Origin of the sequence: Vibrio sp. 10N.286.46.A8, from assembly GCF_041470165.1 — a bacterium.
Classification (GTDB): Bacteria; Pseudomonadota; Gammaproteobacteria; order Enterobacterales; family Vibrionaceae; genus Vibrio; species Vibrio tasmaniensis_A.
In genome coordinates this window covers 1-26,098 of the sequence record NZ_JBFRLX010000018.1, presented here as the reverse complement: position 1 = coordinate 26,098, position 26,098 = coordinate 1, and the positions used below count along the sequence as shown (strand labels likewise).

Here is a 26,098-nt window from a genome sequence, read left to right as displayed (position 1 = left end):
TCTTAATAGTAGTAAAGTGACGAAATTCAAAGAAAAATATTAAAAATCTCAGATAACCCAATGCTGATAGGATCAGCGAAGTAGGGGCAGGAAGCAAATGTTACCAAGACTTCAACTCAATGCTGATGTCGATCCAGTTGTCGTACGCTTTTTAGATGAACTAAAAACAGCGGGCTTTACTGGCGACATTGAATCTCAATATTCTAGCCGTTTGGCTGCGGCGACTGATAACAGTGTCTATCAGCAATTGCCGCAGGCAGTCATTCTCCCTAAAACAACTCAAGACGTTGTGTTGATCGGTAAAGTGGGTGCAAAATCTGCTTACGAACGCGTGACCTTTTCCCCTCGTGGCGGTGGTACCGGTACCAACGGACAGTCTTTAACAAAAGGCGTCGTGGTTGACCTGTCTCGTTATATGAACAAGGTTCTTGAGATTAACGAGCAAGAAGGCTGGGTAAGAGTTCAGTCAGGTATCGTTAAAGACCAATTGAACGATGCTGTGCGTCCGTATGGTTACTTTTTCTCTCCAGACCTTTCTACCAGTAACCGAGCAACCTTAGGTGGCATGATCAATACCGATGCTTCGGGCCAAGGTTCATTGAAGTACGGTAAAACGTCTGACCATGTGTTGTCGCTGCAAGCGGTCTTCGCAGATGGTTCATGTCTCGAATCCGATTTATCACACGGCTTACCTGCTGAAGGTGAATTTGCTCACCATGCCCTTGCAGTAACTGAAGCCGTTTGTCGAGATAAGCGCGCTCAAATTCTTAATAAATTCCCACCATTGAACCGCTTCTTAACTGGTTACGATTTAAAGAACGCAATCAACGAAGAAGACGATAGCTTTGACCTGACTCGTGTTCTATGTGGTGCAGAAGGTTCATTAGCATTCATCACTGAAGCAAAGCTGAACCTCACGCCGATTCCAAAAGCACGAACGTTGGTTAACGTGAAATACAACACGTTCGATTCTGCACTGCGTAATGCGCCGTTCATGGTAGAAGCGAAAGCGCTGTCTGTTGAAACCGTTGACTCAAGAGTATTGAACCTAGCGAAACAGGACATTGTTTGGCACACCGTGAGCGATTTGCTTATGGATGTTCCAAATAAAGAGATGCTTGGTATCAACATGGTTGAGTTTGCAGGCCAAGATGAAGCGGAAGTTGAACAACAAGTTCAAGCGCTGACCGCACAGCTTGAAAGCATGGTAGAAACTGAAGACGCGGGTGTGATTGGCTTCCAAGTGTGCAGTGATTTGGCGAGCATTGGCCGAATCTACAACATGCGTAAGAAAGCGGTAGGTCTATTAGGTGCGGCGAAAGGCCGAGCTAAGCCAGTCGCTTTTGCTGAAGATACCTGTGTACCACCAGAAAACTTGGCCGACTTCATCTCTGAATTTAGAGTATTACTCGATTCAAAAGAGTTGAACTACGGCATGTTTGGTCACGTGGATGCGGGCGTACTGCACGTTCGTCCTGCTTTAGATTTGTGTGATCCGATGCAAGAAGCATTGATGCATGAAGTCTCTGATGAAGTGGTTAAGCTGGTGGCTAAATACGGCGGCTTGATGTGGGGTGAACACGGTAAAGGCTTCCGTTCTGAGTATGGTCCTGACTTCTTTGGTGAAGAGCTGTTTACCGAATTAAGACGAGTTAAAGCGGCATTTGACCCGCATAACAAGATGAACCCAGGCAAGATCTGTACGCCGTTAGAAAGTGATGCTGAGTTGGTGAAAGTCACTGATACCAAGCGTGGTTTCTACGATCGTCAGATCGACGTACAAGTCCGTGATAGCTTCAAGCAAGCGATGGAATGTAATGGTAACGGCTTGTGTTTCAACTACGATACGAGTTCGCCAATGTGTCCTTCGATGAAAGTCACGGCTGACCGTCGTCATTCACCAAAGGGCCGTGCAGGCTTGGTTCGTGAATGGTTGCGTCAGTTAACGGAACAAGGCGTCGATATTCTCGATTTAGAGCAAGAAGCGCTGAAGGACAATACTCCGATTAAAACCATGGTGGAACGTGTTCGTAACACGATGAACAAACGCCATGAGTACGATTTCTCACATGAAGTTCATGAAGCGATGAACGGTTGTTTGGCGTGTAAAGCGTGTGCGAGCCAGTGTCCTATTAAAGTTGATGTACCAAGTTTCCGTTCTCGATTCTTAAACATCTACTATTCGCGTTACCAGCGCCCAGCAAAAGACTATTTAGTCGCTAACATTGAAACCATGCTGCCGCTGATGGCGAAAGCGCCAAAAGTAGTGAACGCTGCATTGGGTCAAAAGTGGATACAAACGGCAACGGCTAAGACGGTCGGTTATGTTGATGCTCCTTTGATGTCGGTACCTACACTTAAAAATCGTCTGGCGAGCAAAGAGCTGCAACTCTTCGACTTACAGTACTTAGAAGGCTTGTCTTCTGAAGAGAAGAAACAGCATGTGCTGATCGTTCAAGACCCGTTCACTAGCTTCTATGATGCGGAGGTGATTGAAGACTTCGTCACTCTGGCTCAAAAACTTGGTAAAACTCCGGTGTTGCTGCCGTTTAAGCCAAATGGTAAAGCTCTGCACATTAAAGGCTTCTTAAATCGTTTTGCACGTGAAGCGAAATCAACATCGGATTTCTTGTCGATGGTTGCTGATATCGGTATTCCTTTGGTGGGTGTTGATCCTGCTCTTGTGCTTTGTTACCGCGATGAATACGTTGAGATCTTAGGTGACAAGCGTGGCGACTTTGATGTGCTTACCGTGCATGAATGGTTAATGCCATCGTTAGGTGAGTTCGAAGCACGCTCAGCAAGTGAAGATATGTGGTACTTGTTTGCTCACTGTACTGAGAAAACCAAAATGCCGAACGCTGAAAAAGAGTGGGGTACTATCTTCAAGCACTTTGGTGCTGCGTTAACCAGCGTTCCGGTCGGCTGTTGTGGCATGGCGGGCACCTTCGGGCATGAAGTCGATAAGCTACAAATGTCGAAAGATATATACGGTTTAAGCTGGAAGCCTCAAATGCAGGACTTACCAAAAGATCGTTGTTTGGTGACGGGTTATTCTTGCCGTAGCCAAGTGAAGCGTTTTGAAGGTGAGAAGCTTGCTCACCCATTACAAGCGCTAGCAAAAATTCTTTAATACATTTAGCCCAGCAATTGCTGGGCTTTTTTCTAAACTAACAAAGGAATGTTAATAAGGAAAAGTATGAAATTTCTAGAATTAAAAGTACCACCCGTTGCACTGTTCATTATTGTATTCGTAGCATCATACTTCTGCGCTCAGCAGTTGAGCCAAGGAACATTGGCACTGCCTTATCGAATGGTTGTGCTCGGTATCGGGATTGTCTTGAGTGGTGTTATTGGAATATCAGGCATATGGGAGTTTCGCAAACAGAAAACCACCGTTAATCCGATCAAAGTCGACACCGCTTCTGCAGTTGTGGACAGTGGAATCTTTGGCTACACGCGAAACCCAATGTATCTAGGGCTATTTATCCTACTGTTTTGTTTTGGCTACTTCTTCCAAAACCTGTTCAGTGTCTTACTCAGTTTTGTATTCGTAATCTACATGAATCAGTTCCAAATTAAGCCAGAAGAACGCGCTCTAGAGCAATTGTTCGGTGCGGAATATGTTGATTACAAACAAAAGGTTAGGCGCTGGATTTAGTTCTGACTTGAATACAGGCTTGAGTGACTTGATGTCATTAGTCATCGAAATGAAAAAGCCCAGCTTGTGATACCAAGCTGGGCTTTATTGATCTTGTTTTTAGCTGTTTACATCAAGTGATGTAAATAAGGATGCTGATTAAGCGGCAGCTGCGAACTGAGCTAGAAACATCTCTTTACGTTCGTTGAAGCGGTTTACTAGGTCGTCTACAGAAGCTTGGTCGTATGGCTTAAGGCCACTTGCTACCATGCGTTTCACGCCTTTACCGACTACTTCACCGTCTTCTTTGAAATCAAAGTTCAGTGTCACGATGCCACGCTTGCCTTCAACATCAAAAGTCGCACCTGAGAATTCAACTTCTGGGTGAGATAGGTCTAGACGAGTAAATTCAACTTCCATGCTCTCGTAAATCACAAGAGGACGTTGGCAGTTGATCATCATTTGTTGTTCTTCCATAAGAGGAACCATGATGTGTGGGAAGTTCATGCCTGAGAACTTAACGTAGTTTGTTACTACGTGTTCGATGAATGCTTGATCGTGGCTCTTTTCACCTTCACAAGACATGTGTAGGTACTCTTTGCCTTTCTCGTCAACCAGTGAGCTTTCTTTCTCACACTTGTTGTCAACGCTTAGCGCAATACCGTTACCCACCATACCTGAAAAATCAAAACGCATTTTTTGGCTGATGCCTTCTTTTTGCAGAAGTACTGCAAACAAAAGATCGCCAGGCACGCAGAAGCGCTTGTTGTCTTCATCGTGAATTGGGTTGAAGTCAGCAGCTACTTTTTTAGCAAAGTGGCTAGCCTGTTCACGAGTGAATTGAAATTGATTGTCTTCAGTAGAAAAGTAAGGTGTCAGAAACATAGTATCGCTATTAGTCATCAAATCTGGCGGGGATTATAGCTAACTAACTTGGTTTTAATGGTCTATCCAGTTTACGAGGGCCGAAAAGGAGGGAGATTGATGAGAAGGCGGGCTGGTGAGAAAAATAATAAAGGTCTAGAAAATCTAGACCTTTATTTATATAAGCTTATTTTTTATTAGGGAAGAACCACTTATCTAAATAATCACTCATTGGTGTAAAAGCAAGGTTCGCATAGTTAAATGGGTAATTAGCGGTTGTTGTTTCACCACTTGCGATTTTACCGACCGCAGTAAAGCCTTTTGGCTGGTTTGCGTCTTTCAGCTCATTCGGGAACTTACCGTTAGCAGGGTTCACTTTGTATTCGTAAACCAATCCTAAAAATGCGCCTGGGTTGAGGTTCTTTTTGACAGTATGGACTGAGTCTAATTTGCCATTCGAAATGTCATCACCATCGTCATTAATACTTGTACCATTACTTGAGAGACATTTGCTTGGAGTACCATCAATACGATCTGCACCTAACTGCCCGTTGCCGTAGTTACATTCATCGTATTTTAGATAACCTAAAGCTTGTGTACCTGTTCCTATTTTCTTATTGATGAGAGTTTTGAAGCCATCGTAGCTTTTGGCCAATTCAGCACCAACGGCTGTATTGTTGTCACCATCAACGTAGTAATCGAAAACTTGCAGTAGTTTTTGATATGTCGTGGTGCTTTTTGTTTCATCTACGCCTGACAGGTCAGTATAAATAAGCTCTAAACCATTGATGTTAGGGGTGCTCGCATACATATTTTGTGCAAGTGCAAGCACGAATTTACCATGAGCTGTAGAAGGATCTGGTTCTCCTTCTGTTATGCCAATGAGTATTTTTTTCTGGCTAAACTGTTTTCTCACATCATCATGAGCCCATTTAAGCAAATTTTCGACTTGCAGTTTTACGGCATCTTGCTGAACTTGAGTAATGTTTGGACCAATCGGCAGAATGTAAATACCTTTTTCAAAAGCACAGTTTGGCACTTCAGCAGCAGTTGAACAGTTTTTAATGCTGGTATAGGTCGCGACTTTCGTTAACGTAGGAGTCGTAGGAGTCGTAGGAGTCGTAGGAGTCGTAGGAGTCGTAGGTTTTGCGGGTGCTTTATTGCTTGAGTCAGACCCACAGCCGGCTAAGAATAAGGTGCTGATAAGGGCTGTTGTAAGCAGGATTGGGGATTTTTTTGTTATCATTGGTAATGAACTTTCCGACAGTGAGTGATGATTTTTCGGATAGTATCATTCCTATCAATAAGTGTATTCATTTTTATGGATAAGTGGGCTGTAACGAGAGTACAGCCCAGTATACGGAAAGTATTAAAAACTTGACAGCGTACCTTCTGGCATTAAGTGGTTATGAACGGATAACTTGAGCAACTGGTTAGCTTGTTCAATATCCGGTGCAAAATATCGGTCTTTATCGTAGAAGCTGACTTTTTCACGCAGAATCTGTTTCGCTTCTTCCACACGAGGAGAAGATAGATTCGGAGCGCGGAAGTCTAGCCCTTGTGCTGCTGCTAAATATTCTACTGCCAATATCCCACGGGTGTTTTCAGCCATGTATCTAAGCCTACGAGCGGCAAAGGTGGCCATTGAGACGTGGTCTTCTTGGTTTGCAGAAGTAGGCAGGCTGTCTATTGAAGCCGGATGAGCCAAGGTTTTGTTCTCACTTGCTAATGCTGCTGATGTTACTTGAGCAATCATAAAGCCAGAGTTCACGCCGCCGTTATCGACCAAGAAAGGTGGAAGTTTGCTTAGTGCGCTATCAATCAGCAGCGCCATTCTACGTTCTGACAAGCTACCGATTTCAGCTATCGCTAGTGCAAGGTTATCTGCTGCCATTGCGACGGGCTCTGCGTGGAAGTTACCGCCTGAAATGATGTCGCCATCATCAGCGAAAACAAGCGGGTTGTCGGATACGGCATTTGCTTCAATCGTTAAGGTCTCTGCTGAGTTACGAATCTGCTGCAAACAAGCACCCATCACTTGAGGTTGGCAACGCAGCGAGTAAGGGTCTTGAACCTTTTCACAGCAAGTATGTGATTCACCAATCTCACTCTTTTGATCAAGCATATGACGGTAAGCAAGTGCTGCATCCATTTGGCCACGATGACCACGAACGCGGTGAATACGCGGATCAAACGGACGACGGCTACCCAGCGCAGCTTCTACAGACATTGCACCACACACGGTTGCAGACGCAAACAAGTCTTCGGCTGCAAACAGACCTTCTAATGCAAATGCAGTTGATGCCTGAGTACCGTTTAACAGAGCTAAACCTTCTTTAGGTGCAAGTGTGATTGGCTCTAGACCTGCGATCTGCATTGCTTCTAAGCCAGTGATAATCTTGCCGTTGTGGCGCGCTTGGCCTTCACCTAGCAGTACCGTACTCATGTGGGCGAGGGGAGCAAGATCTCCTGAAGCACCCACAGATCCTTTTTGTGGAACACATGGGTAAACCTGTGCGTTCACAAGATCGATAAGGGCATTAATCACTTTGAGGCGGATACCCGAGTAGCCACGAGACAAGCTGTTAATCTTTAGCACCATCATCAAGCGCACAGTTTCATCAGACATGAATTTACCAATGCCCGCCGCGTGAGAAAGTACGATACTTTTCTGTAGTACTTCTAAATCTTCAGGGGCTATTTTGGTATTCGCTAATAAGCCAAAACCTGTATTGATGCCATACACGGTGCGATCTTCAGCAATCACTTGCTCGACAACGTGCATGCTCGCTTCAATATCTGGAATCGCTGCTGGATCAAGTGATAAGTTCACAGGGCTACGGCTAATCTTACGCAGTTCAGGTAGGCCTAGAAGTCCTGGTTTAAGTAATAAATTCAACATGTTTTCTCCAGACATTAAAGGCGACGAAGTTCTTCGTTTAGCATAGGTAAATCAAGCTTCTGCTCTTTAGCACACTGCTTGGCAATATCGTAACCCGCATCAGCATGACGCATAACGCCAGTGGCCGGATCATTGTGAAGTACACGAGCAATGCGCTGTGATGCATCTTCACTGCCGTCACAACAAATCACCATTCCTGAGTGTTGCGAGAAGCCCATTCCAACACCGCCACCGTGGTGTAGAGAAACCCATGTTGCGCCGCCTGCAGTATTTAACAGAGCGTTCAATAGAGGCCAATCTGATACAGCATCTGAGCCATCCATCATGCCTTCTGTTTCGCGGTTCGGGCTTGCGACTGAGCCTGAATCTAGGTGGTCACGACCGATAACAACGGGTGCTTTCAGTTCGCCATTTTTAACCATTTCATTGAATGCTTGGCCTAAACGTTCACGATCTTTCAATCCAACCCAACAGATACGAGCTGGTAGGCCTTGGAACTGAATGCGTTCACGCGCCATATCTAGCCAGTTATGTAGATGTGGGTTGTCAGGAATCAGTTCTTTTACTTTTTGGTCTGTTTTGTAGATGTCTTCTGGGTCGCCAGAAAGGGCAGCCCAACGGAACGGACCGATGCCTTCACAGAACAGAGGACGAATATAAGCAGGAACGAAACCTGGGAAATCAAATGCGTTTTCTACGCCTTCTTCCAGTGCCATTTGGCGAATGTTGTTGCCGTAATCTACGGTCGCAGCGCCACGGTACTGAAGATCTAGCATAGCTTGTACTTGAATGGCCATGGACTGCTTAGCGGCTTTCACTACTTTAGCTTCATCAATGGTTCGTTCTTGTGCTGCTTTCTCCATCGTCCAACCTTGCGGCAAGTATCCGTTCAGCGGATCGTGGGCAGAGGTTTGGTCAGTCACTACGTCAGGCGTGATATTGCGTTCAACAAGCTCTGGGAATACGTCTGCTGCGTTACCGAGTAGGCCAACAGAGATTGGTGTGTCTGATTCTTTAATCATTGCCATCGCTTCATCTATGCTGGTGGCTTTTTTGTCGACATAGCCAGTACGCAAGCGGTAGTCGATTCGTGATTCATCACATTCAACCGCAATCATCGAGAAGCCAGCCATTGTAGCTGCGAGAGGTTGAGCACCACCCATGCCGCCAAGACCACCCGTTAGAACCCATTTGCCGTTTGCTTCGCCTTGAAAGTGCTTCTTCGCGATAGCAACAAACGTTTCATAAGTGCCTTGAACGATGCCTTGAGAGCCAATGTAAATCCAGCTGCCTGCGGTCATCTGGCCGTACATCATCAAGCCTTCTTTATCGAGCTCGTTGAAGTGCTCCCAGTTCGCCCAGTGTGGAACAAGGTTAGAATTCGCGATCAGTACGCGGGGTGCGTTTTTATGAGTCGGGAACACACCTACAGGTTTACCTGATTGAACAAGTAACGTTTGGTCGTCTTCTAAACGCTCTAATACTTCAACAATCTTGTCATAACATTTCCAATCACGCGCCGCGCGACCGATACCGCCATACACAACCAGTGAATGTGGGTGTTCTGCCACATCAGGGTCTAGGTTGTTCATCAGCATACGCAGTGGTGCTTCTGTTAACCAAGATTTAGCGCGCAAAGTGGTGCCATGAGGTGCGCGAATTTCGCGTGTCGTGTCGAGACGAGGGTCACTGTTGTGGTGTTCCGTCATTTTGGAATTCCTTCTGTTTCACGTTATATCGTTGTAGTTGTAGTTGTAGTTGTAGTTGTAGTTGTAGTTGTAGTTATCGGTATAGCTGGATTAGTCGCTGGCCATTGCACTGGCTATATCCCAACACAAACGTGCCGCCAATCGAGCCGTTTGGCCATCGACGTCGTAGTCTGGGTTGTATTCCGCAATGTCCGCGATAATGAGTTTTTCGCTGTGTTGGAAAATCTGTTCTAGAAAAGGAGCGAGTGCTTCATAGCTCACGCCTCTTGCCGCTGGTGCACTTACACCCGGCGCAGTCGCTGCTGGGAATACATCTAGATCAATGGTGAGATAGAGGTAATCACATTCAGCGATGAATTTTTGCAACTTAACCAGTTGAGCGACTTGGTTCACTTGGGTCATGTTGCGGTCATGTTCATACCACACGCCCAGTTGGTCAGCTTTGTTAAACAGCGCTTTGGTATTACTGGCTGCGCTAACGCCAAGACAAGCGTAATGAAACGGCCATTGATGCTTGTGGCAGTAATCGCTGATTTGATTAAAAGGCGTACCTGAACTGGGTTTAACATCAGCGATGTCGCTTTCAAATTCACGAAGATCAAAGTGAGCATCAAAGTTAACGATGCCGATCTTAGGTTTGTGTATTGGCTGATCTTTATCAATACGTTCAGTTTTATGAAGGCGTTCTGCTTTATGTAAATGTTCCGCGAGGCCTTGGAACGATGCCCAAGCCACTTCGTGACCACCGCCAAGGGTAATCACTTTGTTAGTTGATAGAGCATTGGCAATCACAGAAGCACACTGTTTTTGGCTGACTTCCAATTGACCATCATTGCACTCGATATCACCCAGGTCCGCGATGTGAGTGTCACTGTGCCAAGCCATATTCGCCAGAGCTTGGCGAATCAGGTCAGGTGCTTGTTTCGCGCCCACTCGACCTTTGTTTCTTGCAACACCAGCATCGCTGGCAAAGCCTACCAAGGCGATGGCGCGGTCATTAAGCTCGTCACTTAAGTCACTATGTTGCACTTGTTTGGTAATGTGATGAACGCGTGTACCTAGTGCGCCATCTTCAAGATCATTACGTCCCGTCCACACGAAGTTATGTACGGCTTCTGAGTTCTTTTGAATGCCGTTGGAATTAGATTGAGTCATGACACACCTCGCCATTAACAATGCGTTTATGAAGATGAGGAACACCGACTTGATAGCTTAGATCGGCAGGGTGCTCGATATCCCAGATAGCTAAATCAGCGGCATAACCAATTTCAATTTTGCCTTTAGTTTGTGAGTCGCCAATGGCAGCCGCAGCATGACTAGTCACACCGCGCAGCGCTTCTTCAGGCGTCGTGCCAAATAAGGTGCAGCTCATGTTCATCATCAGCGTTAAATCAGCAAAGGGAGACGTGCCGGGGTTTAAGTCGGTCGCGATCGCCATTGGAATGTTGTGTTCACGAAGCAGGGCAACGGGTGGTTGTTGAGTCTCTTTAAGGAAATAGAAAGCGCCGGGTAGCAAGGTCGCAACTGTGCCTGATTCCGCTAGTGCCTTGACTCCGGTTTCATCAAGGTACTCAACATGATCGACAGAGAGTGCACCGTATTTAGCTGCGAGCGCGCTGCCGCCCATATTTGAAAGCTGTTCTGTGTGGCCTTTAATCGCTAGTCCGTGTTCTTTGGCTGCTGCAAATACACGTTCGGTTTGTTCAAGGTTGAAGCCGATAGATTCACAGAACACGTCAACCGCATCGGCTAGGCCTTGCTCTGCAGCTTTAGGAATGATCTCTTGGCAAACCAGATCGATATAGCTGTCCGGTTGTTCTTTATATTCAGGTGGCACAGCATGGGCTGCAAGGAGAGTGGTGGTGATCTTAATTCGGCGATGGTTCTCTAACGCTTTAGCTGCGCGTAACATCTTGAGCTCATCTTCAAGTGTTAAACCATAGCCAGATTTTACTTCAATGCTGGTTACGCCGCTTCGTAGCAGGCCATCGAGTCTAGGTAAAGCCATTTCAACCAGTTCGGATTCTTGCGCTGCGCGGGTCGCGGTTACTGTCGCCAGAATGCCGCCGCTTTGTTTGGCGATGTCGGTGTAAGACACACCATTCAAACGCTGCTCAAACTCGTTGGCGCGATTACCCGCAAATACGAGATGAGTGTGGCAATCAATTAACCCAGGTGTTACTAGCTTGTTCTTGCAATCATAGGTGATGTAATCCAAAGAACCATCAACACTTATTTGTTCTAATTCAGAAGCAAGTACCTCGTGGTTTGAACAAGAGATGGACACGATTTTACCGCTTTCGATAACGATATCTTGAGGGGAAGAGGGCTGATAGCCATCGGCTCCCGAACTCATGGAGACCACTCGTGCGTTTTTGAGGATCAAATTCATAATCACCTAGATCTTTGCTAAACATTAAATGTATATACAAATAAATAGGCTAAACGCTGACCCGAATCAAGTTGATGTTGCAAAAATGTGATCGGCGATCAGGATGATGTTCTTTAATCTAGAAGTATCTTGGAGCTTAATTTGTACTTAGAGCCAGGATGGTAGAGCAATGCAAAGCTGATTAGGCGCTCTTTGCTCCATGTTCTTCTATTCAAAAGAAGGCAAGGCTCTGATTCAGAAAGCTTTAGTGACGTTCTGATTTGAGAGTCAGGAATAATGGCTTCAACCGTGTGTTCGATAGCACTCAACGGGCAGCTTTTTGAAAGGTATTCATTGGGTGTCGAGGTTGAAAAGTCTTGCTCTAGGTATTTTGGAGCGGCTTGAGAGTTCACCCAACGCGCTTCCAATTGTATTGGTGCGTTGTCCGCAAAGTGGATGATTTCACTATAGAATACCTCTGCGTTAATCATTACGCCTAACCGTGTGGCGGTGCTTTCATCAGCCTTAATGCTATCGTGTTTGATAACTTGGCTAGCATACGTTTGGCCTCTGTCTTTGATCTCTTGCGCGATGTTGTTGATATCAAGCAGGGGAGATTGCGCTTTTTCGTCGGGTTCACAAACAAAAGTACCTAGCCTTGGCTTCCTAATGAGCTTGCCTTCAGACACCAGATCTCGAATGGCTTTATTGACCGTCATTCGACTCACATTGAACTGCTCGGTGAGTTCAAGCTCTGTGGTTATCTGGTAACCCACTGGCCAGTGACCACTGGTGATATTGTCGTCTATGAACTGTTTTATCTGAAGGTAGAGCGGCGCTTTCGACATAATGAAACCTTATTTGACTATACAAATAGAGTAACGGAATTTTTCACGATTTCAACATTTCCTCGGGCAATGTGACCTTATTCAACATAGATGGGGCAAATTGCTTGATTCTGTGAGGCAAGTGTCGCAAATTGTCACGCAATAACTATTCGTAAATCAGATAATTAGAAAGAGAAATAATATGTTTAAGAAATTAAAGGCCTCGTTGGGCATCGGTGCAGCAAAAGTTGATACCGTCTTAGATAATATTGAAGTTTTCCAAGGTGGAGAGTTGTCTGGCAATGTTCACATTGTTGGTGGCGACGTTGAGCAACAAATTGACCTGATCAACTTGGTTCTTAACACAGAAGTAAAAGTAGAAACGGAAGACAGCACCAGTTACGAAACCTTTTCACTGGGTCGTATTCAAGCCGTAGAGCCTTTCGTTATCCAACCGGGTGAAACCAAACTGGTTCCATTCCGTATTAAGTTAAACGATGAAACGCCAGTCACTGCGTTGAATGCACAAATGAACCAATGCCATGTGTGGGTTGAAACCAATCTAGATATCGGCTTTGCGATTGATCCTAAAGACCGCGACTTCATCTCCGTACACCCATTGCCAACAGTCGCTAAAATCATCCAAGGTGTCGAAGCATCGGGTATGGCAATGGTGAAAGCTGATGTAGAGAAGGGCTTCTTGAAAGGCAACAGCTTTGCTTCTCGCTCTGGCTGTTACCAAGAGATTGAATTTCGTAGCGGCGGCTTCATGAACAACAAGGAGATCGAGCTGTCATTCATCGTTGAAGGCTCAATGGTTCACTGCTTAGCAGAAATCGACCGTTCAATGAGCTTCCGTGGCGATCAATATGTCTCATTCAGCTTGCCTGCTAACGCGGCCGATTCTGACATTCGCAACGCAGTCTCAAGAATCATGAGTGCGTAGTTGCCTTTCTGTTAGTAGTCGCTTTTTCTATTAATAGAAACAAGATAGTACGATTTCCATAGCCGAACTTAACTGTTCGGCTTTTTTGTTTGTAAATAAAGACAAAGAATCAATCATTGAACGTTAGCTTAGGGTGTTAGAAGGCCCTGTATAGAAGAGACATTTAAGTTATGTAGTTTTTGTGGCGCTGTGGGACTAACATTGTCATTTCATATAATTTCGTTACAATGTTCGGCTACTCACAAATGGGGCATCTGTATTTGCTTCTATGTGGGTATCTTTATTATGCATATATCTCCGATCAACATACTTGTTGGTTGAAAAACATATATTAAACATTTTCATGTGTTGCTTGGTGTGCAACACCACTGTAAAGGACAAATAATGCCAATTATTACTCTTCCTGACGGTAGTCAGCGTCAATTTGACAACCCTGTATCAACTCTAGATGTTGCCCTATCAATCGGTCCTGGTCTTGCGAAAGCAACCATTGCTGGTCGTGTAGATGGCGAGCGTGTTGATGCTTGTGATCTTATCGAAAACGATGCAAGCCTAGAAATCATCACTGCTAAAGATGAAGTTGATGGCCTTGAGATCGTTCGTCACTCTTGTGCTCACCTTTTAGGTCACGCGATTAAGCAGCTTTTTCCAGAAGCGAAAATGGCGATCGGTCCTACCATCGATAACGGTTTCTACTACGATATTGACCTTGAGCACTCTCTAACGCAAGAAGATCTAGAAAAGATTGAAAAGCGTATGAAAGAGCTAGCGAAGACCAAATATCAGGTTGTTAAGAAGAAAGTTAGCTGGCAGGAAGCGCGTGACGCATTCGAAGCTCGCGGCGAGACTTACAAAATCGAAATCTTGGACGAGAACGTTTCTAAAGACGATCGTCCAGGCCTGTACCATCATGAAGAATACATCGATATGTGTCGTGGTCCACACGTTCCACATATGGGCTTCTGCCAACACTTCACGCTACTTAACGTAGCGGGTGCTTACTGGCGTGGTAACAGTGACAACAAGATGCTTCAACGTATCTACGGCACTGCATTCCACGACAAAAAAGCGCTTAAGGCTCACCTAGTGCGCCTAGAAGAAGCGGCTAAGCGTGATCACCGTAAAATCGGCAAGCACTTAGATCTATTCCACATGCAGCAAGAAGCACCAGGCATGGTGTTCTGGCATCACAACGGTTGGACTATCTTCCGTGAGCTAGAAGTATTTATTCGTCAGAAGCTGACTGAGTACGATTACCAAGAAGTAAAAGGCCCATTAATGATGGACCGTGTTCTTTGGGAACGTTCTGGTCACTGGGATAAGTACGCTGAAGCGATGTTCACGACTTCTTCAGAGAACCGTGAATACGCGATCAAGCCAATGAACTGTCCTGGTCACGTTCAAATCTTTAACCAAGGTTTGAAATCTTACCGTGATCTACCGCTACGTATGGCTGAGTTTGGCTCATGTCACCGTAACGAGCCGTCTGGCGCACTTCACGGCATTATGCGTGTTCGTGGCTTCACTCAAGATGATGCTCACGTATTCTGTACTGAAGACCAAGTTCAGCAAGAAGTTAAAGCTTGTATTGAAATGGTTTACGATACTTACACAACTTTCGGTTTCGAAAACATTGTTGTTAAGCTATCTACTCGTCCAGAACAGCGTGTAGGTTCAGACGAAATGTGGGACCGTGCAGAGGCCGATCTTAAGCAAGCGCTTGAGGCGATGGAGATTGCATACGAGATTCAAGAAGGCGAGGGTGCGTTCTACGGACCTAAGATTGAATTTACTTTGCATGATTGTTTGGACCGCGCATGGCAATGTGGTACAGTGCAGCTCGATTTTGCATTACCAGAACGTTTAGGTGCAACTTACGTAGGTGAAGATAACGAGCGTCACACGCCAGTTATGATTCACCGCGCGATTTTAGGTTCACTAGAACGCTTCATCGGTATTCTTATTGAAGAATACGCTGGCTTCTTCCCAACGTGGTTGGCGCCAGAACAAGCAATTGTTATGGGCATTACAGACAAACAGTCTGAATATGTACAAGAAATTGCGAAAAAACTGCAAAAAAGTGGATTTAGAGTCAAAGCAGACTTGAGAAATGAGAAGATTGGCTTTAAAATCCGCGAACATACTTTGAAACGTGTACCGTTCATGCTTGTGTGTGGTGACCAAGAAATGGAAGCCGGCGAAATTGCAGTACGTACACGTAAAGGTAAGGACCTTGGCAAATTTAAAGTGGATGACTTTATTTCATACATCCAAGCCGAGGTTTCAAGCCGTAAGCTCAATCTGGAGGAATAGCTATTAAAGGCGGAAGACGTGGCCAACAACCGGCCAAACAAAACCAGCACCGTTTAAACGGTGACATTCGTGGCGTTCGTGAAGTGCGTCTAACTGGCGCAGACGGCGAAGCTGTTGGTGTAGTAACAATCGCTGAAGCGATGGAAGCTGCAAATGAAGCTGGTATGGATCTTGTAGAGATCAGCCCTAACGCCGAGCCGCCAGTTTGTCGTGTGATGGACTACGGTAAGTTCCTCTTCGAGAAGAGCAAAGCTGCGAAAGAGCAGAAGAAAAAGCAAAAGCAGGTTCAGATCAAGGAAATTAAATTCCGACCTGGAACTGATATTGGAGACTATCAGGTAAAACTACGCAACCTGACTGGTTTCCTTGAAGACGGCAACAAAGTGAAGGTAACAATTCGCTTCCGTGGCCGCGAAATGGCTCACCAAGAAATCGGTGTTGACGTTCTTAATCGTTTGAAAGTAGATACTGAAGAATTTGCAGTTGTCGAATCTTTCCCAACGAGAATTGAAGGTCGCCAGATGATCATGGTGTTGGCCCCTAAAAAGAAGTAATTAACGGCTTTGCAAGTAATTAAACCCTGCAGCCTCAGGTTGCGGGGTTTTATTCGCCCTGATTACTATGTTATTAACAACTCAACAATGCGGAGTTATTCATCATGCCTAAGATGAAAACCAACAAAGGTGCTGCTAAGCGTTTCCAGAAAACTGCTGGTGGTATTAAGTTTAAGCACGCTGGTAAACGTCACATCCTGACTAAGCGTACTACTAAGAACAAGCGTCAGCTACGTCCGAACTCGATCCTTCCTAAATGTGAAGTTGCTCAAGTTCTACGTATGATGCCATACGCTTAATTCTTTTTAGTTTATAAATTCGTTTAGTTTAGGAGAAGCATAATGCCTCGCGTAAAACGTGGTGTACAAGCTCGTGCACGTCATAAGAAAGTTCTAAAACAAGCTAAAGGTTACTACGGAGCACGTTCACGTGTTTACCGCGTAGCTTTCCAAGCAGTTACCAAAGCTGGTCAATACGCTTACCGTGACCGTCGCAACAAGAAACGTCAATTCCGTCAACTTTGGATTGCACGTATCAACGCGGCATCTCGTCAAAATGGTCTATCTTACAGCCGTTTCATCAATGGCCTTAAGAAAGCATCTATCGAGATCGACCGTAAGATTCTTGCTGACATCGCAGTATTCGACAAAGCAGCATTTGCTGTTCTAGTTGAAAAAGCGAAAGCATCTCTATAATTTAGAGTTAGCTTAAAGGTTTAATAAAAGGAGAACTTCGGTTCTCCTTTTTTATTGCCTGCTATTTGGCTTTGCCGCATTCTCTCGCATCTAATTTTTATTCGCTTGAACAAGCATTCTGGTATATAAACATTTACCTAACCTTTAAATGTTAAGCGACCGAGATAAATGACCGCACCGACTACTATGACGTTCTTCGAACGTTTTGAAACTGACATCCTTTCTGGCAAGAAGACGATTACTATTCGCGATGAATCTGAGCGCAATTACCAGCCAGGTAGCGTTGTAGAAGTATCAACGCTAGAGCAGGGACGTGTATTCTGTAATCTTAAGATCATTAGTGTAGAACCAATCTTGTTTGATGACTTAGGTGAGTTCCATGCGGAGCAAGAGAACATGACGCTAGAAGTCCTCAAGGGTGTGATTCAAGATATCTACCCAGGGATCTCTGAACTGTATGTTGTCTCTTATGAGTTGGTAGCTTAAGCCTGATTGGATTAGATTGACTAGCTAGGGATGGCGATTAATGAGTAATAACCAGCAGACACTGCTTCAGCTTTACTGTCGTGAACAGCAAGAGCAAACGTTACATTCTAAGAATGACCTTGATAGTGAACTGAGCGAGAGTGCCGATTATTTAAAGTGGTGCGAGAGCAAAAGAAACTTTGTTGAAGAAGATGTCTTAGGGCGGACTTGGGTAAAAAGTTGCCCAGCAGGGTACATTACCGAGGTTCACTTTCATTCTGATGGTAGTCTAACGGAATATCGTTTGTTTGACCGATTTGAAACCCAAGGTCATTGGTTGCTGAAAAGCGGGCTGCTGCAAGTCGAAATCAATAAAGGTGACAATCGTTACCAGTTTGATGTTGTCGCGTGTAAAGACCTTAATATCCATTCTGCGGTTGAGTATAAGAACGGTGAGCTACATTCGTACTTGAAGCTTGTTCAAGTTGAAAGCTAAACGCTGATTCGTTTTATGAGCAAATAAAAAGCCAACAGTGATGTTGGCTTTGTTGTTTTCAATTCGACTGAGTACTTCTAATCAACGCGCTATTAAGTTAGGCCATTAAGCTTCGAAGTTCGCCAATCGAGTATAAAGATCGCTGTCTTGGTCTTGCTTTGTACATACGGTCAATAGGTCTTCAATAAAGTACTTCAGTGCACGCGCTTCAATTCGACGAATGCCTTGTTGCTGCTCTTCAGTCAGATAACCGTAGATAGTCGCTGCTCCAAAATCGCCAAAGATCATTTGGCCTTGCTCATTGACTAGGGTGTTGTGCGCATACAAGTCACCGTGACAAACCTTATTGGCATGAAGGTGTTCAAACACATCAATCATTTGTTCGGTAATGCTATTGATCTGTGTAATTGAAAGCTTAAAACCTTCGTTGAATGTATCGCGAGTACAGCTTTCAAGAGTAGGGGGCAAGCCTAGGTTGTAATAGTTGCTTGGGATAAGCTCCATCACCAATGCTAGGTAGTTCTCTTCATCAACTTGAGCGATAGACTTCACTAGGTTGCTATGATGACCAGCTTGAAGGCACGCTTCGAGTTCATCGTGTGGGTAACCGTCGCTTGTTACTTCGCCTTTGAATACTTTAACCGCCACTTCTTGTGGGAAATCAAAGTCACGATTTAACCAGTTAGCATGAGAAATTACCCCAGACGCACCTTGGCCCAGCACTTGATTGAGTGAGTAGCATTGTGAGCTTACGGCAGGCACGCTATCTAAGCTGCTTGGGTGTTTGCAAAACGGGTTACCCGCAAACGCTAACCAAGCCAGTTTTGGTAGCTTGATAAGGAACTCTGGGAATTCAGTCAGTTGGTTTGCAGACAGACGAACTAGCTCAAGGCTTGATAGGTTTTCCATGCTTTCTGGCAAAACGCGAATCTTGTTGCCTGCTAATGCCAGTTTCTGTAGTCGTGGTCTTTCACCTAGCGAGCTAGGCAGAACCTCGATCTCATTGTCGGTCAGGATTAACCAACGTAGTTGAATCGGTAGAGACTGCTCGCTAACGGTTTTGATTTGGTTGGTTTTGAAGCCAACCATTTCAAGCTTAGGAAGTAACCCCAGAACATCAGGCAGGTGCGTGAACAGGTTATTCGACGCGAAGATAATACGCAGGTTAGTCAGCTGTGATAACTCTTCTGGTAGATCTGACAGCTGATTGCCTGAAAGGTCTAGGATCTCAAGAGAATCAGCAAGTTCCAAAATCTCTAAAGGAAACTCGGTGAGACCTTCTGACAGTTTTAAGCGTTTAATACCTTTAAGTTGCCCTGATTTTAATTGTTCTAGAGTATGCAAACCTTAGCCTTATGAATAGATGTTCGAGGCGCGTAGTTTACTTGTCTCAATCAAGAAAGGCGAGCACCGGAACGATGCTCGCTTAACTAAACTAAGTGAACGATTTTACAAAGGTTAAAGTCGTATATGGTTTCGGCTGACACCGACCTCCTCAACAAAGTCGCTGTCATGACTCACTAAGATAAATGCACCTTGGTATTCACGTAAAGCGGACGCCAATATTTGCTTTGAGTCGATGTCTAGGTGGTTGTCTGGCTCATCGAGTAATAGAAGCGGGGAGTCTTGCTTGTGGCTAACGATCAACATCGCCAGTTTCATTTTTTCACCACCACTTAAATGTGCCACTTTTCGGTATACAGAGTCTCGTCTGAACCCAATCCCTGCCAACAAGGTTCGAGCGTCACTTTCTGTTAACCCAAAGCTGTGTGTCATCAAACTATCGAACATGGTGTCGTTGGTGTCTAACAGGCCAAAGTGTTGATCCAAGTATACGGTCGCTCCTAAGCGCTTAATGGGCCCGATATAGTTCGAGTGTTGGCCGTGAATGGCTTTTAACAGTGTCGATTTTCCGCACCCATTAGCCCCAGTTAGATAACATCGTTCTCCTTGTGATAGAGAGAAGCTAATAGGAGCACCAGAACCAAAACTTAGGCGACACTCTTCAACGGTTAATAGTGAGTGTTTTTTAGAACGATTCGCTTGTTGTAGGTACAACGCTTGCGGCTTCAGTTGTTCTTGTTGTTCTTGAAGAGATTGAAGTTTATGTTGGTTTTGATCCTTTAAGTTCTTGTGGCTTGTTGCCGATGCACCTTGGGTTCGCCCTGCTTTATCTTTCATTGCATCCAATAATATCTTGGGTTGGCTACCCGATTTTCGGAGTCGGTTACCTTGAGACTCACGTTGTTGGGCTTTTTCCTTGTTAGTCTGAGCTTGGCGCTCGAGTCGTTTCTTTTCCGATTGATGATGCGTTATCTGCTTGTCCAGTGCTTCACTTTGACTCGACATTTGCGTGAAGTAATCATCGTAATTCCCGTTATAGAAACGCATGCCCAAACTGTTGAGGTGATAGATCCCTTCCATGTGTCTCAATAAGCTTCGATCGTGACTGACGACAAGCACTTTTCCTTCAAACAACTGGCACTGTTCCAGTAACCAATTGCGGCCGTCGCTATCTAAATGATTTGTAGGTTCGTCGAGAATCAGTATGTTGTGGTTTGATGCGAATAACCGGTGAAGCTGTAAAAGGGCGAGTTGCCCACCGCTCAATGTATGGCAAGGCGTGGTCAACCCATTGGTTATTTTCAATGTGGCTAAAAGTTGCTTTGTGTTCGCTTGTAAATCCCAATCCTCGCCAACGATATTGAAGTGCTGAAGTTCGCAGCTGCCTTGTTCTATGGCGTGTAATGCGTCTAGCTTTTCTATGATCCCCAAGAAGTCAGCAATGCTGGTTGTGCTATCTAATAGCTTTGAAGGTAACTGGGAGTAAAAGCCGATCGAGCCTTGTCTGGAAACACTGCCTGATGTGGGTTGTGTTTGCCCGACCAGTAACGAAAGCAGTAGTGACTTCCCAGCTCCATTTCTTCCAACTAGACCTGTAAGGCGCGTGTTCAGATTAAAGGTGATGTCTTTGAATAACCACTCACCAGTATCGAGCTGGAATGAGAGATTGTTGGCTAATATAGTAGGCATAAAAATACCTCCCTTTACGTGTAAACGAGTAAAAGGGGTGAGGCGCTTTTCTACATAGACTCCAACATAGGAGTCTAAGAATAGATCGCCAAGACGTTACTTAGGTAGATGACCAATCAAAGATAGAAAAGCTGCGCTGAGATAATTTCTGTCTTTGAGGTACAGTTCTGCAAGATACATGTTGTCAAAATACGGATCTTTAAGAACTTGATTTGTCGCGAAAATAGATGACGAAGTAACGCCCACTAACCCCGAGTGTCCAAATGATTTTTATAAAAATAAATCGGATGTCAGGATGTTAGTACTTCATTATGGCGTTATTCTCTTTTGAAATGATGGTGGGATGTTACTGAAAGAGAGTGCTTAAAGTCAATATGGTGATGTGATTAAAATGTATCCAAATAATTAAAGCGCCTATTTATAACCATGAGGCGCTTTAGAGTGTTCTTTGAAAGCAAGGGCTTCAACGAATGTGGAAATTACAGGTTTTGTCCGCCGACAGCTCGCCAACACATGTCAAAGCTATCGCTGATGTATTTGCCTGACTGCTCTGGTGGTAACTCATTCTGCTCAATCAACCAGTTTGCACAAATCAAAAAATGGCTATGGATGAAGTGCCTAACAAGGTTGATGTCTAACACCATCAGTTCACCAGCTTCTTGTCCTTTCAAAATGATCTCGTCTAACGATGCGAACATCTTTGAAACAATCACTTCTCGAGTTTGAGTCGTCGGGTCGAAATGAACATTGGTGAAGAACTTCATCGCAACTGGATTTTCTAACGCCCATTCAAGCCCTGTAATCCACATGAACTTAAAGGCTTGGTAGCGATCTTGTTCAGCGATTTCTGTGTGCTGGTCAAGGGTAGAAAATAGCTCTATTTTCAGTTCACGAAACAGTTCATCAATCAGTAGAGATTTGTTCTCAAAGTGATGGAACAGCGTTGCCTTTGCCACACCTGCCGTTTTCGCTATTTGTCCGGTAGATGTGCCCTCTAGCCCTTGCTGAGAGAAGAGCAGGAGCGCAGCATCTAGGATTTTTTGCCTTTTCGTAATCATCTATTTAGTACTTTGAACAGAATCTTTTTAATTGGGTTGTTGTAAGGAGGGTGCATTAACTTGGTGAAGTTAATTTTACCTCTACTTAGAACGGTTTTAGCATGACTAAAGGTCTTAAAGCCTTCAATGCCATGGTAGTGTCCCATGCCTGAAGGGCCTATACCACCGAACGGCGCGTCTTCTGCAGCCACATGCACCAAAGAATCATTAATACACACGCCGCCAGAGTGCGTGCTCGATAAGATTAGATCTTGAGTCTGCTTATCATGACTCATCAGGTACAAAGCAAGCGGACGTTCTCTTGTTGTGATGTAGCTGATCGCTTCTTCAATAGAATCATAAGGAACGATAGGCAGTACGGGGCCAAACAACTCTTCTTGCATTGCGAGCATGTCGTCGTTCACTTCGGTTAGAAGGTGTGGCGTCATTCTGTGGTTCACATCGTCTTGTGCTTGCTCGGTGACAGTGTGAACAACTGCGCCTTTAGATTGAGCATCTGTAATCACTCCCTTCAAACGATTGTATTGACGCATATCGATCACTGAAGTTAAGTCTTTGCTCTCAATGCCTGCTTTATACAGCTTTTTGAAGTACAGCTTATAAGCTGTGATGAACGCGTCGACTTTTTCTCGTGGTAATAAGATGTAATCGGGCGCCACGCAAATCTGGCCAGCGTTCAAGCTTTTTGCAAACAGGATGCGTTCAACGGCGTCAGCCACATCAAAGTCGGGAGCAATAATCGTTGGAGACTTGCCGCCCAATTCCAAGGTTACAGGCGTTAAGTTATCGGCTGCTGCTCTCATGACGTGCTTACCCACAGAGGTCGAGCCAGTAAATAGAATATGGTCAAACGGGAGCTGGCTAAATTTAGCGGAAACGTCAGCTTCGCCTTCGATAATCGCGACTTGATCTTCACTAAAGCCTTCGGCCAGCATAGCTTTTAAAACTCGGTTGGTCACTGGAGTGAACTCAGACATCTTGAGCATTGCAGTATTACCTGCCGCCAGCGCCGTGATGAGAGGACCTAAAGAGAGCATCACCGGGAAGTTCCAAGGAACAATGATACCGACAACACCAACTGGTTGATAATGAATCGTGATCTTCGCGGGTGTCAGCATTAAGCCTGCTTTTCTGCGAGATGGCTTCAACCATTTCTTAAGGTTCTTCAGGCTGTAATTGATCTGGTGAAGAGAAGGGGTGATATCAGCAATCAAGCTGTCGTGTTTTGCTCGATGGCCATAATCTTCAGATACTGCCTCAATCAACTGCTCTTGATAGCGCATTAGCAACGCTTTTAATTCTGAGAGGTTTTTTCTTCTCTGCTCAAGCGTTGGATTAACATTACAGCGGTAGTGATCTTTTTGTCGGTTGAACATTTGATCCATGTCGTTGATGCTCGACGTGTTTGGTTCAAGGTCTAGATTATGGCTCATAGTATTCCCTAAATTCGAAAGCTGACCGATTGGTCGGTTGAATTTACAAGAAGATCGAATCGAATACAAGATATGCACGAGAAAAGTTCAATAATTGAGCGGCTACAACATTGAAGTGAGCGAGTTTTAGTTGGAAGAACGAAGTGTTTATAGGTATCGAATCACGGGATACAAGTTGTGTTTGTGATAGCGAGAGTTCAGATTGGGAAGTGCGCATATTTGTCACAACCCTGACCAGATTAGCTAAGAATTTTATGTGTCTTTGGTATTTTATTCACCTGATTCTTTGTTAGAAAGTGCTTTAAATCTAATGCGCTTCAGCCTGTTTTTTGGCCTAAAACCTTGTAATACCTTACCTGTCACTTTAAGTCGGGTCGACGATAAAAAAACGTAATCGTAACCACAAATATCAATGGTTGGACTCACTCTTAATAATATCGGTTAATGCAGCCAACAAATCGTTTTCGAACGTTTTTTGTTGGGTTATACCTCGCTATTCCAATGAGGTATCTTCTGTCGATGGCCCTATAGTGTGAGGTCTCTAGAATTGGAAAATTCGGTTAATTTGGAACGCATCCGTGCTGAGTATAATGTAAAGCACTGGAGCCAAGGTTTTTATGGAATTGATGATAATGGCGAGGTGTATGTATCACCGAGCGAAACCGATCATCAAGTTCCGCTAAGTCAGATCGTAAAACAGTTAGAGCAGAGAAATATTGGTTTGCCTGCTCTTGTGCGTTTTCCTCAAATAGTGCATCAACGTGTGCACAATATCTGTAACGCATTTAACCAAGCGATCGATGAATATCAGTATGACAACCGTTACTTGCTTGTTTACCCGATTAAAGTTAACCAACAAAAAGAAGTGGTTGATGAGATCTTAGCGAGCCAAGCTCAATTAGAGCAAAAGCAGCTAGGCCTAGAGGCGGGCAGCAAGCCTGAACTATTAGCGGTATTGGCACTGGCTCAAAAAGCGAGCTCGGTGATCGTGTGTAACGGTTACAAAGACAGAGAATACATCCGTCTTGCTCTTATTGGCGAAAAGCTGGGTCATAAAGTATTTATCGTTCTAGAGAAGCTATCTGAGCTTGATCTTGTTCTTTCTGAAGCGAAAGCGCTTGGCGTGAAACCTCGTTTAGGTCTACGCATTCGTCTTGCATCTCAAGGTGCAGGTAAATGGCAAGCAAGTGGTGGTGAGAAGTCGAAATTCGGTTTGTCTGCATCACAAGTATTGACCGTTATTGAACGCTTGAAAGCAGAAGATCAACTCGATGTTCTAGAGTTAGTGCATTTCCATCTTGGTTCACAAATGGCCAATATTCGTGATGTGCGAAATGGTGTGAGCGAAGCGGCTCGTTTCTACTGTGAACTGCGCGATATCGGTGCTCAATTGAAGTACTTAGATGTTGGTGGTGGTTTGGCGGTTGATTACGACGGCACACGTAGCCAGTCTTCAAACTCAATGAACTACGGCTTGCTTGAGTACGCTCGCAACATCGTAATGACAGTAGGGGATATTTGTAAGCTCTACAATCAGCCGCAACCTGTGATCATTTCTGAATCTGGTCGTTCGTTGACTGCGCATCACGCTGTGCTTGTTACTAACGTGATCGGTACAGAAAGCTATTCTCCGGAAGATATGGCTGCGCCTGAAGCTGACGCACCAATGTTGCTAAACAACATGTGGAAGAATTTCTTAGAGCTAGATGCGGGTAATGATGACCGCGCGCTGATTGAGATCTACAACGACACGCAAAGTGATATCGCAGAAGCACACAACCAATTTGCGACGGGTATGCTGAACCTTCAGCACCGTGCTTGGGCAGAGCAGATGTCTTTGCGCATTAACTACGAACTTAGCTCTCGAATGAGCACTAAGAACCGTTACCACCGTCCTATTTTGGATGAGTTGAGCGAGCGTTTGGCTGATAAGTTTTTCGTGAACTTCTCGCTGTTCCAATCGTTGCCAGATGCTTGGGGTATCGATCAGGTGTTCCCTGTATTGCCTCTAAGTGGTTTGGATAATGCGGATGAGCGACGCGCTGTAGTACTGGATATCACATGTGATTCTGACGGTACGATTGATCAGTACGTAGACGGTCAAGGTATTGAAACAACGCTGCCAGTGCCGGCATGGAACCCTGATGAACCATACCTGATGGGCTTTTTCTTAGTAGGCGCATACCAAGAGATCTTGGGTGATATGCATAACCTATTTGGTGATACCCACAGTGTAGTGGTGAATGTTGATGAAAGTGGCCAAGCGAATATCGACTACATCAATGAAGGCGATACGGTTGAAGACATGATGCGTTATGTTCACATTGATACGGATCTGATTCGTCAGAACTACAAAGATTTGGTCACGGCGAAAGTACCAGCACAAGAGCAACAAAGCGTACTTGAAGAGTTAGAGCAAGGCTTGATGGGTTACACCTATCTTGAGGATTTTTAATGAACGATCTATTTACCAAACCAGATTACTCGCTGTATTCCAATGCGATGACGTTTATGCGTCGTCCACTGGTGCAGAACCCAATCGATAACGACGCTGACGTGGTTGTGTTGGGCGCGCCGTTAGATATGGCGACATCAGGCCGCCCGGGTGCTCGCATGGGGCCTGATGCGATTCGTCGTGCGTCGGTAAACTTGGCGTGGGAAGGCAAAAAATTCCCTTGGGACTTCAATGTATTTGAACACACCTCGGTGATTGATGCTGGCGATCTTGTGTTTGATTGCGGTGATGCTGAAGACTTAACTCAGCGTTTAGAAGCAGCCGCTGATGCGATTCT

22 protein-coding genes are annotated in these 26,098 nt (G+C 44.9%); 11 read left to right on the top strand and 11 right to left on the bottom strand.

Annotated features, from left to right (window positions below; translation table 11 throughout):
• Window positions 1–97: 97 nt before the first annotated feature.
• Both AB4232_RS02635 and AB4232_RS02630 read left to right on the top strand, forming a co-directional pair.
• Entirely contained in the window at window positions 98–3,133 is a 3,036-nt protein-coding gene (locus tag AB4232_RS02635; protein WP_372086039.1) for an FAD-binding and (Fe-S)-binding domain-containing protein, read from the top strand.
• Between the two features lie 66 nt (window positions 3,134–3,199).
• Window positions 3,200–3,661, top strand: coding sequence for an isoprenylcysteine carboxylmethyltransferase family protein (locus AB4232_RS02630; protein ID WP_012603712.1), 462 nt, complete (start codon window positions 3,200–3,202; stop codon window positions 3,659–3,661).
• Between the two features lie 138 nt (window positions 3,662–3,799).
• Here the strand turns inward: AB4232_RS02630 and AB4232_RS02625 are convergent, their stop codons facing one another.
• The 7 genes from AB4232_RS02625 to hutC form a co-directional block, all read right to left on the bottom strand.
• Window positions 3,800–4,525, bottom strand: a complete 726-nt coding sequence (locus AB4232_RS02625; RefSeq protein WP_010438254.1) for a DUF3581 domain-containing protein — start codon at window positions 4,523–4,525, stop codon at window positions 3,800–3,802.
• A 166-nt stretch (window positions 4,526–4,691) separates the two neighbouring features.
• A complete protein-coding gene (locus tag AB4232_RS02620; RefSeq protein WP_372086037.1) occupies window positions 4,692–5,750 on the bottom strand; it encodes a histidine ammonia-lyase in 1,059 nt (352 codons plus the stop codon).
• A 123-nt stretch (window positions 5,751–5,873) separates the two neighbouring features.
• Window positions 5,874–7,406, bottom strand: coding sequence for a histidine ammonia-lyase (gene hutH, locus AB4232_RS02615; RefSeq protein WP_372086035.1), 1,533 nt, complete (start codon window positions 7,404–7,406; stop codon window positions 5,874–5,876).
• Window positions 7,407–7,420: 14 nt separating this feature from the next.
• Window positions 7,421–9,115: a urocanate hydratase gene (gene hutU, locus AB4232_RS02610; protein WP_372086033.1), complete on the bottom strand. Its 1,695-nt coding sequence runs from the start codon at window positions 9,113–9,115 to the stop codon at window positions 7,421–7,423.
• Window positions 9,116–9,205: 90 nt separating this feature from the next.
• Entirely contained in the window at window positions 9,206–10,270 is a 1,065-nt protein-coding gene (gene hutG, locus AB4232_RS02605; protein WP_372086030.1) for a formimidoylglutamase, read from the bottom strand.
• Window positions 10,257–11,507, bottom strand: coding sequence for an imidazolonepropionase (gene hutI / locus AB4232_RS02600; RefSeq protein ID WP_372086028.1), 1,251 nt, complete (start codon window positions 11,505–11,507; stop codon window positions 10,257–10,259). Before hutI ends, hutG begins: the two co-directional genes overlap by 14 nt.
• A 113-nt stretch (window positions 11,508–11,620) precedes the next feature.
• Window positions 11,621–12,334, bottom strand: a complete 714-nt coding sequence (gene hutC, locus AB4232_RS02595) for a histidine utilization repressor (RefSeq protein WP_102308268.1) — start codon at window positions 12,332–12,334, stop codon at window positions 11,621–11,623.
• Between the two features lie 181 nt (window positions 12,335–12,515).
• Here hutC and AB4232_RS02590 point away from each other — a divergent pair, with 181 nt between their 5' ends.
• The 7 genes from AB4232_RS02590 to AB4232_RS02560 all read left to right on the top strand — a co-directional run bounded on the left by AB4232_RS02590 (window position 12,516) and on the right by AB4232_RS02560 (window position 17,782).
• A complete protein-coding gene (locus tag AB4232_RS02590) occupies window positions 12,516–13,259 on the top strand; it encodes a sporulation protein (RefSeq protein WP_372086025.1) in 744 nt (247 codons plus the stop codon).
• 384 nt (window positions 13,260–13,643) lie between these two features.
• Window positions 13,644–15,572 carry a threonine--tRNA ligase gene (thrS, locus tag AB4232_RS02585; protein ID WP_029223062.1) on the top strand — a complete coding sequence of 643 codons (1,929 nt, stop codon included), beginning with the start codon at window positions 13,644–13,646 and terminating at the stop codon, window positions 15,570–15,572.
• 2 nt (window positions 15,573–15,574) lie between these two features.
• A complete protein-coding gene (gene infC / locus AB4232_RS02580) occupies window positions 15,575–16,126 on the top strand; it encodes a translation initiation factor IF-3 (protein ID WP_077680304.1) in 552 nt (183 codons plus the stop codon).
• Between the two features lie 104 nt (window positions 16,127–16,230).
• Entirely contained in the window at window positions 16,231–16,425 is a 195-nt protein-coding gene (rpmI, locus tag AB4232_RS02575) for a 50S ribosomal protein L35 (protein WP_004738430.1), read from the top strand.
• A 42-nt stretch (window positions 16,426–16,467) separates the two neighbouring features.
• Window positions 16,468–16,821, top strand: a complete 354-nt coding sequence (gene rplT, locus AB4232_RS02570; RefSeq protein ID WP_004733517.1) for a 50S ribosomal protein L20 — start codon at window positions 16,468–16,470, stop codon at window positions 16,819–16,821.
• A gap of 168 nt (window positions 16,822–16,989) precedes the next feature.
• Complete coding sequence (yqfB, locus tag AB4232_RS02565) at window positions 16,990–17,307, top strand: N(4)-acetylcytidine aminohydrolase (protein WP_372086023.1); 318 nt, start codon at window positions 16,990–16,992, stop codon at window positions 17,305–17,307.
• A gap of 40 nt (window positions 17,308–17,347) precedes the next feature.
• Window positions 17,348–17,782 carry a hypothetical protein gene (locus tag AB4232_RS02560; protein WP_135383895.1) on the top strand — a complete coding sequence of 145 codons (435 nt, stop codon included), beginning with the start codon at window positions 17,348–17,350 and terminating at the stop codon, window positions 17,780–17,782.
• A gap of 105 nt (window positions 17,783–17,887) precedes the next feature.
• Here AB4232_RS02560 and AB4232_RS02555 read toward each other — a convergent pair whose 3' ends face one another.
• The 4 genes from AB4232_RS02555 to AB4232_RS02540 form a co-directional block, all read right to left on the bottom strand.
• A complete protein-coding gene (locus AB4232_RS02555; RefSeq protein WP_372086021.1) occupies window positions 17,888–19,126 on the bottom strand; it encodes a leucine-rich repeat-containing protein kinase family protein in 1,239 nt (412 codons plus the stop codon).
• Between the two features lie 114 nt (window positions 19,127–19,240).
• Window positions 19,241–20,815, bottom strand: a complete 1,575-nt coding sequence (locus tag AB4232_RS02550) for an ABC-F family ATP-binding cassette domain-containing protein (RefSeq protein WP_372086019.1) — start codon at window positions 20,813–20,815, stop codon at window positions 19,241–19,243.
• A gap of 479 nt (window positions 20,816–21,294) precedes the next feature.
• Complete coding sequence (locus tag AB4232_RS02545; RefSeq protein ID WP_135383892.1) at window positions 21,295–21,873, bottom strand: TetR/AcrR family transcriptional regulator; 579 nt, start codon at window positions 21,871–21,873, stop codon at window positions 21,295–21,297.
• Complete coding sequence (locus AB4232_RS02540) at window positions 21,870–23,306, bottom strand: coniferyl aldehyde dehydrogenase (RefSeq protein ID WP_102257337.1); 1,437 nt, start codon at window positions 23,304–23,306, stop codon at window positions 21,870–21,872. Before AB4232_RS02540 ends, AB4232_RS02545 begins: the two co-directional genes overlap by 4 nt.
• A gap of 547 nt (window positions 23,307–23,853) precedes the next feature.
• Here AB4232_RS02540 and speA point away from each other — a divergent pair.
• Both speA and AB4232_RS02530 read left to right on the top strand, forming a co-directional pair.
• Window positions 23,854–25,761 (top strand): arginine decarboxylase, encoded by a 1,908-nt coding sequence (gene speA / locus AB4232_RS02535; RefSeq protein WP_065680285.1) that lies wholly within the window; start codon window positions 23,854–23,856, stop codon window positions 25,759–25,761.
• Window positions 25,761–26,098: arginase family protein (locus tag AB4232_RS02530; protein WP_372086015.1), on the top strand; the 338-nt coding region annotated here is incomplete at its 3' end. The genes speA and AB4232_RS02530, both read left to right, overlap by 1 nt.

What these genes read in the sequence shown, in the direction of transcription:
- AB4232_RS02635 (WP_372086039.1), top strand. Translation starts at nt 98, where the DNA reads ATGTTACCAAGACTTCAACTCAATGCTGATGTCGATCCAGTTGTCGTA.
- AB4232_RS02630 (WP_012603712.1), top strand. Translation starts at nt 3,200, where the DNA reads ATGAAATTTCTAGAATTAAAAGTACCACCCGTTGCACTGTTCATTATT.
- AB4232_RS02625 (WP_010438254.1), bottom strand. Translation starts at nt 4,525, where the DNA reads ATGTTTCTGACACCTTACTTTTCTACTGAAGACAATCAATTTCAATTC.
- AB4232_RS02620 (WP_372086037.1), bottom strand. Translation starts at nt 5,750, where the DNA reads ATGATAACAAAAAAATCCCCAATCCTGCTTACAACAGCCCTTATCAGC.
- hutH (WP_372086035.1), bottom strand. Translation starts at nt 7,406, where the DNA reads ATGTTGAATTTATTACTTAAACCAGGACTTCTAGGCCTACCTGAACTG.
- hutU (WP_372086033.1), bottom strand. Translation starts at nt 9,115, where the DNA reads ATGACGGAACACCACAACAGTGACCCTCGTCTCGACACGACACGCGAA.
- hutG (WP_372086030.1), bottom strand. Translation starts at nt 10,270, where the DNA reads ATGACTCAATCTAATTCCAACGGCATTCAAAAGAACTCAGAAGCCGTA.
- hutI (WP_372086028.1), bottom strand. Translation starts at nt 11,507, where the DNA reads ATGAATTTGATCCTCAAAAACGCACGAGTGGTCTCCATGAGTTCGGGA.
- hutC (WP_102308268.1), bottom strand. Translation starts at nt 12,334, where the DNA reads ATGTCGAAAGCGCCGCTCTACCTTCAGATAAAACAGTTCATAGACGAC.
- AB4232_RS02590 (WP_372086025.1), top strand. Translation starts at nt 12,516, where the DNA reads ATGTTTAAGAAATTAAAGGCCTCGTTGGGCATCGGTGCAGCAAAAGTT.
- thrS (WP_029223062.1), top strand. Translation starts at nt 13,644, where the DNA reads ATGCCAATTATTACTCTTCCTGACGGTAGTCAGCGTCAATTTGACAAC.
- rpmI (WP_004738430.1), top strand. Translation starts at nt 16,231, where the DNA reads ATGCCTAAGATGAAAACCAACAAAGGTGCTGCTAAGCGTTTCCAGAAA.
- rplT (WP_004733517.1), top strand. Translation starts at nt 16,468, where the DNA reads ATGCCTCGCGTAAAACGTGGTGTACAAGCTCGTGCACGTCATAAGAAA.
- yqfB (WP_372086023.1), top strand. Translation starts at nt 16,990, where the DNA reads ATGACCGCACCGACTACTATGACGTTCTTCGAACGTTTTGAAACTGAC.
- AB4232_RS02560 (WP_135383895.1), top strand. Translation starts at nt 17,348, where the DNA reads ATGAGTAATAACCAGCAGACACTGCTTCAGCTTTACTGTCGTGAACAG.
- AB4232_RS02550 (WP_372086019.1), bottom strand. Translation starts at nt 20,815, where the DNA reads ATGCCTACTATATTAGCCAACAATCTCTCATTCCAGCTCGATACTGGT.
- AB4232_RS02545 (WP_135383892.1), bottom strand. Translation starts at nt 21,873, where the DNA reads ATGATTACGAAAAGGCAAAAAATCCTAGATGCTGCGCTCCTGCTCTTC.
- AB4232_RS02540 (WP_102257337.1), bottom strand. Translation starts at nt 23,306, where the DNA reads ATGAGCCATAATCTAGACCTTGAACCAAACACGTCGAGCATCAACGAC.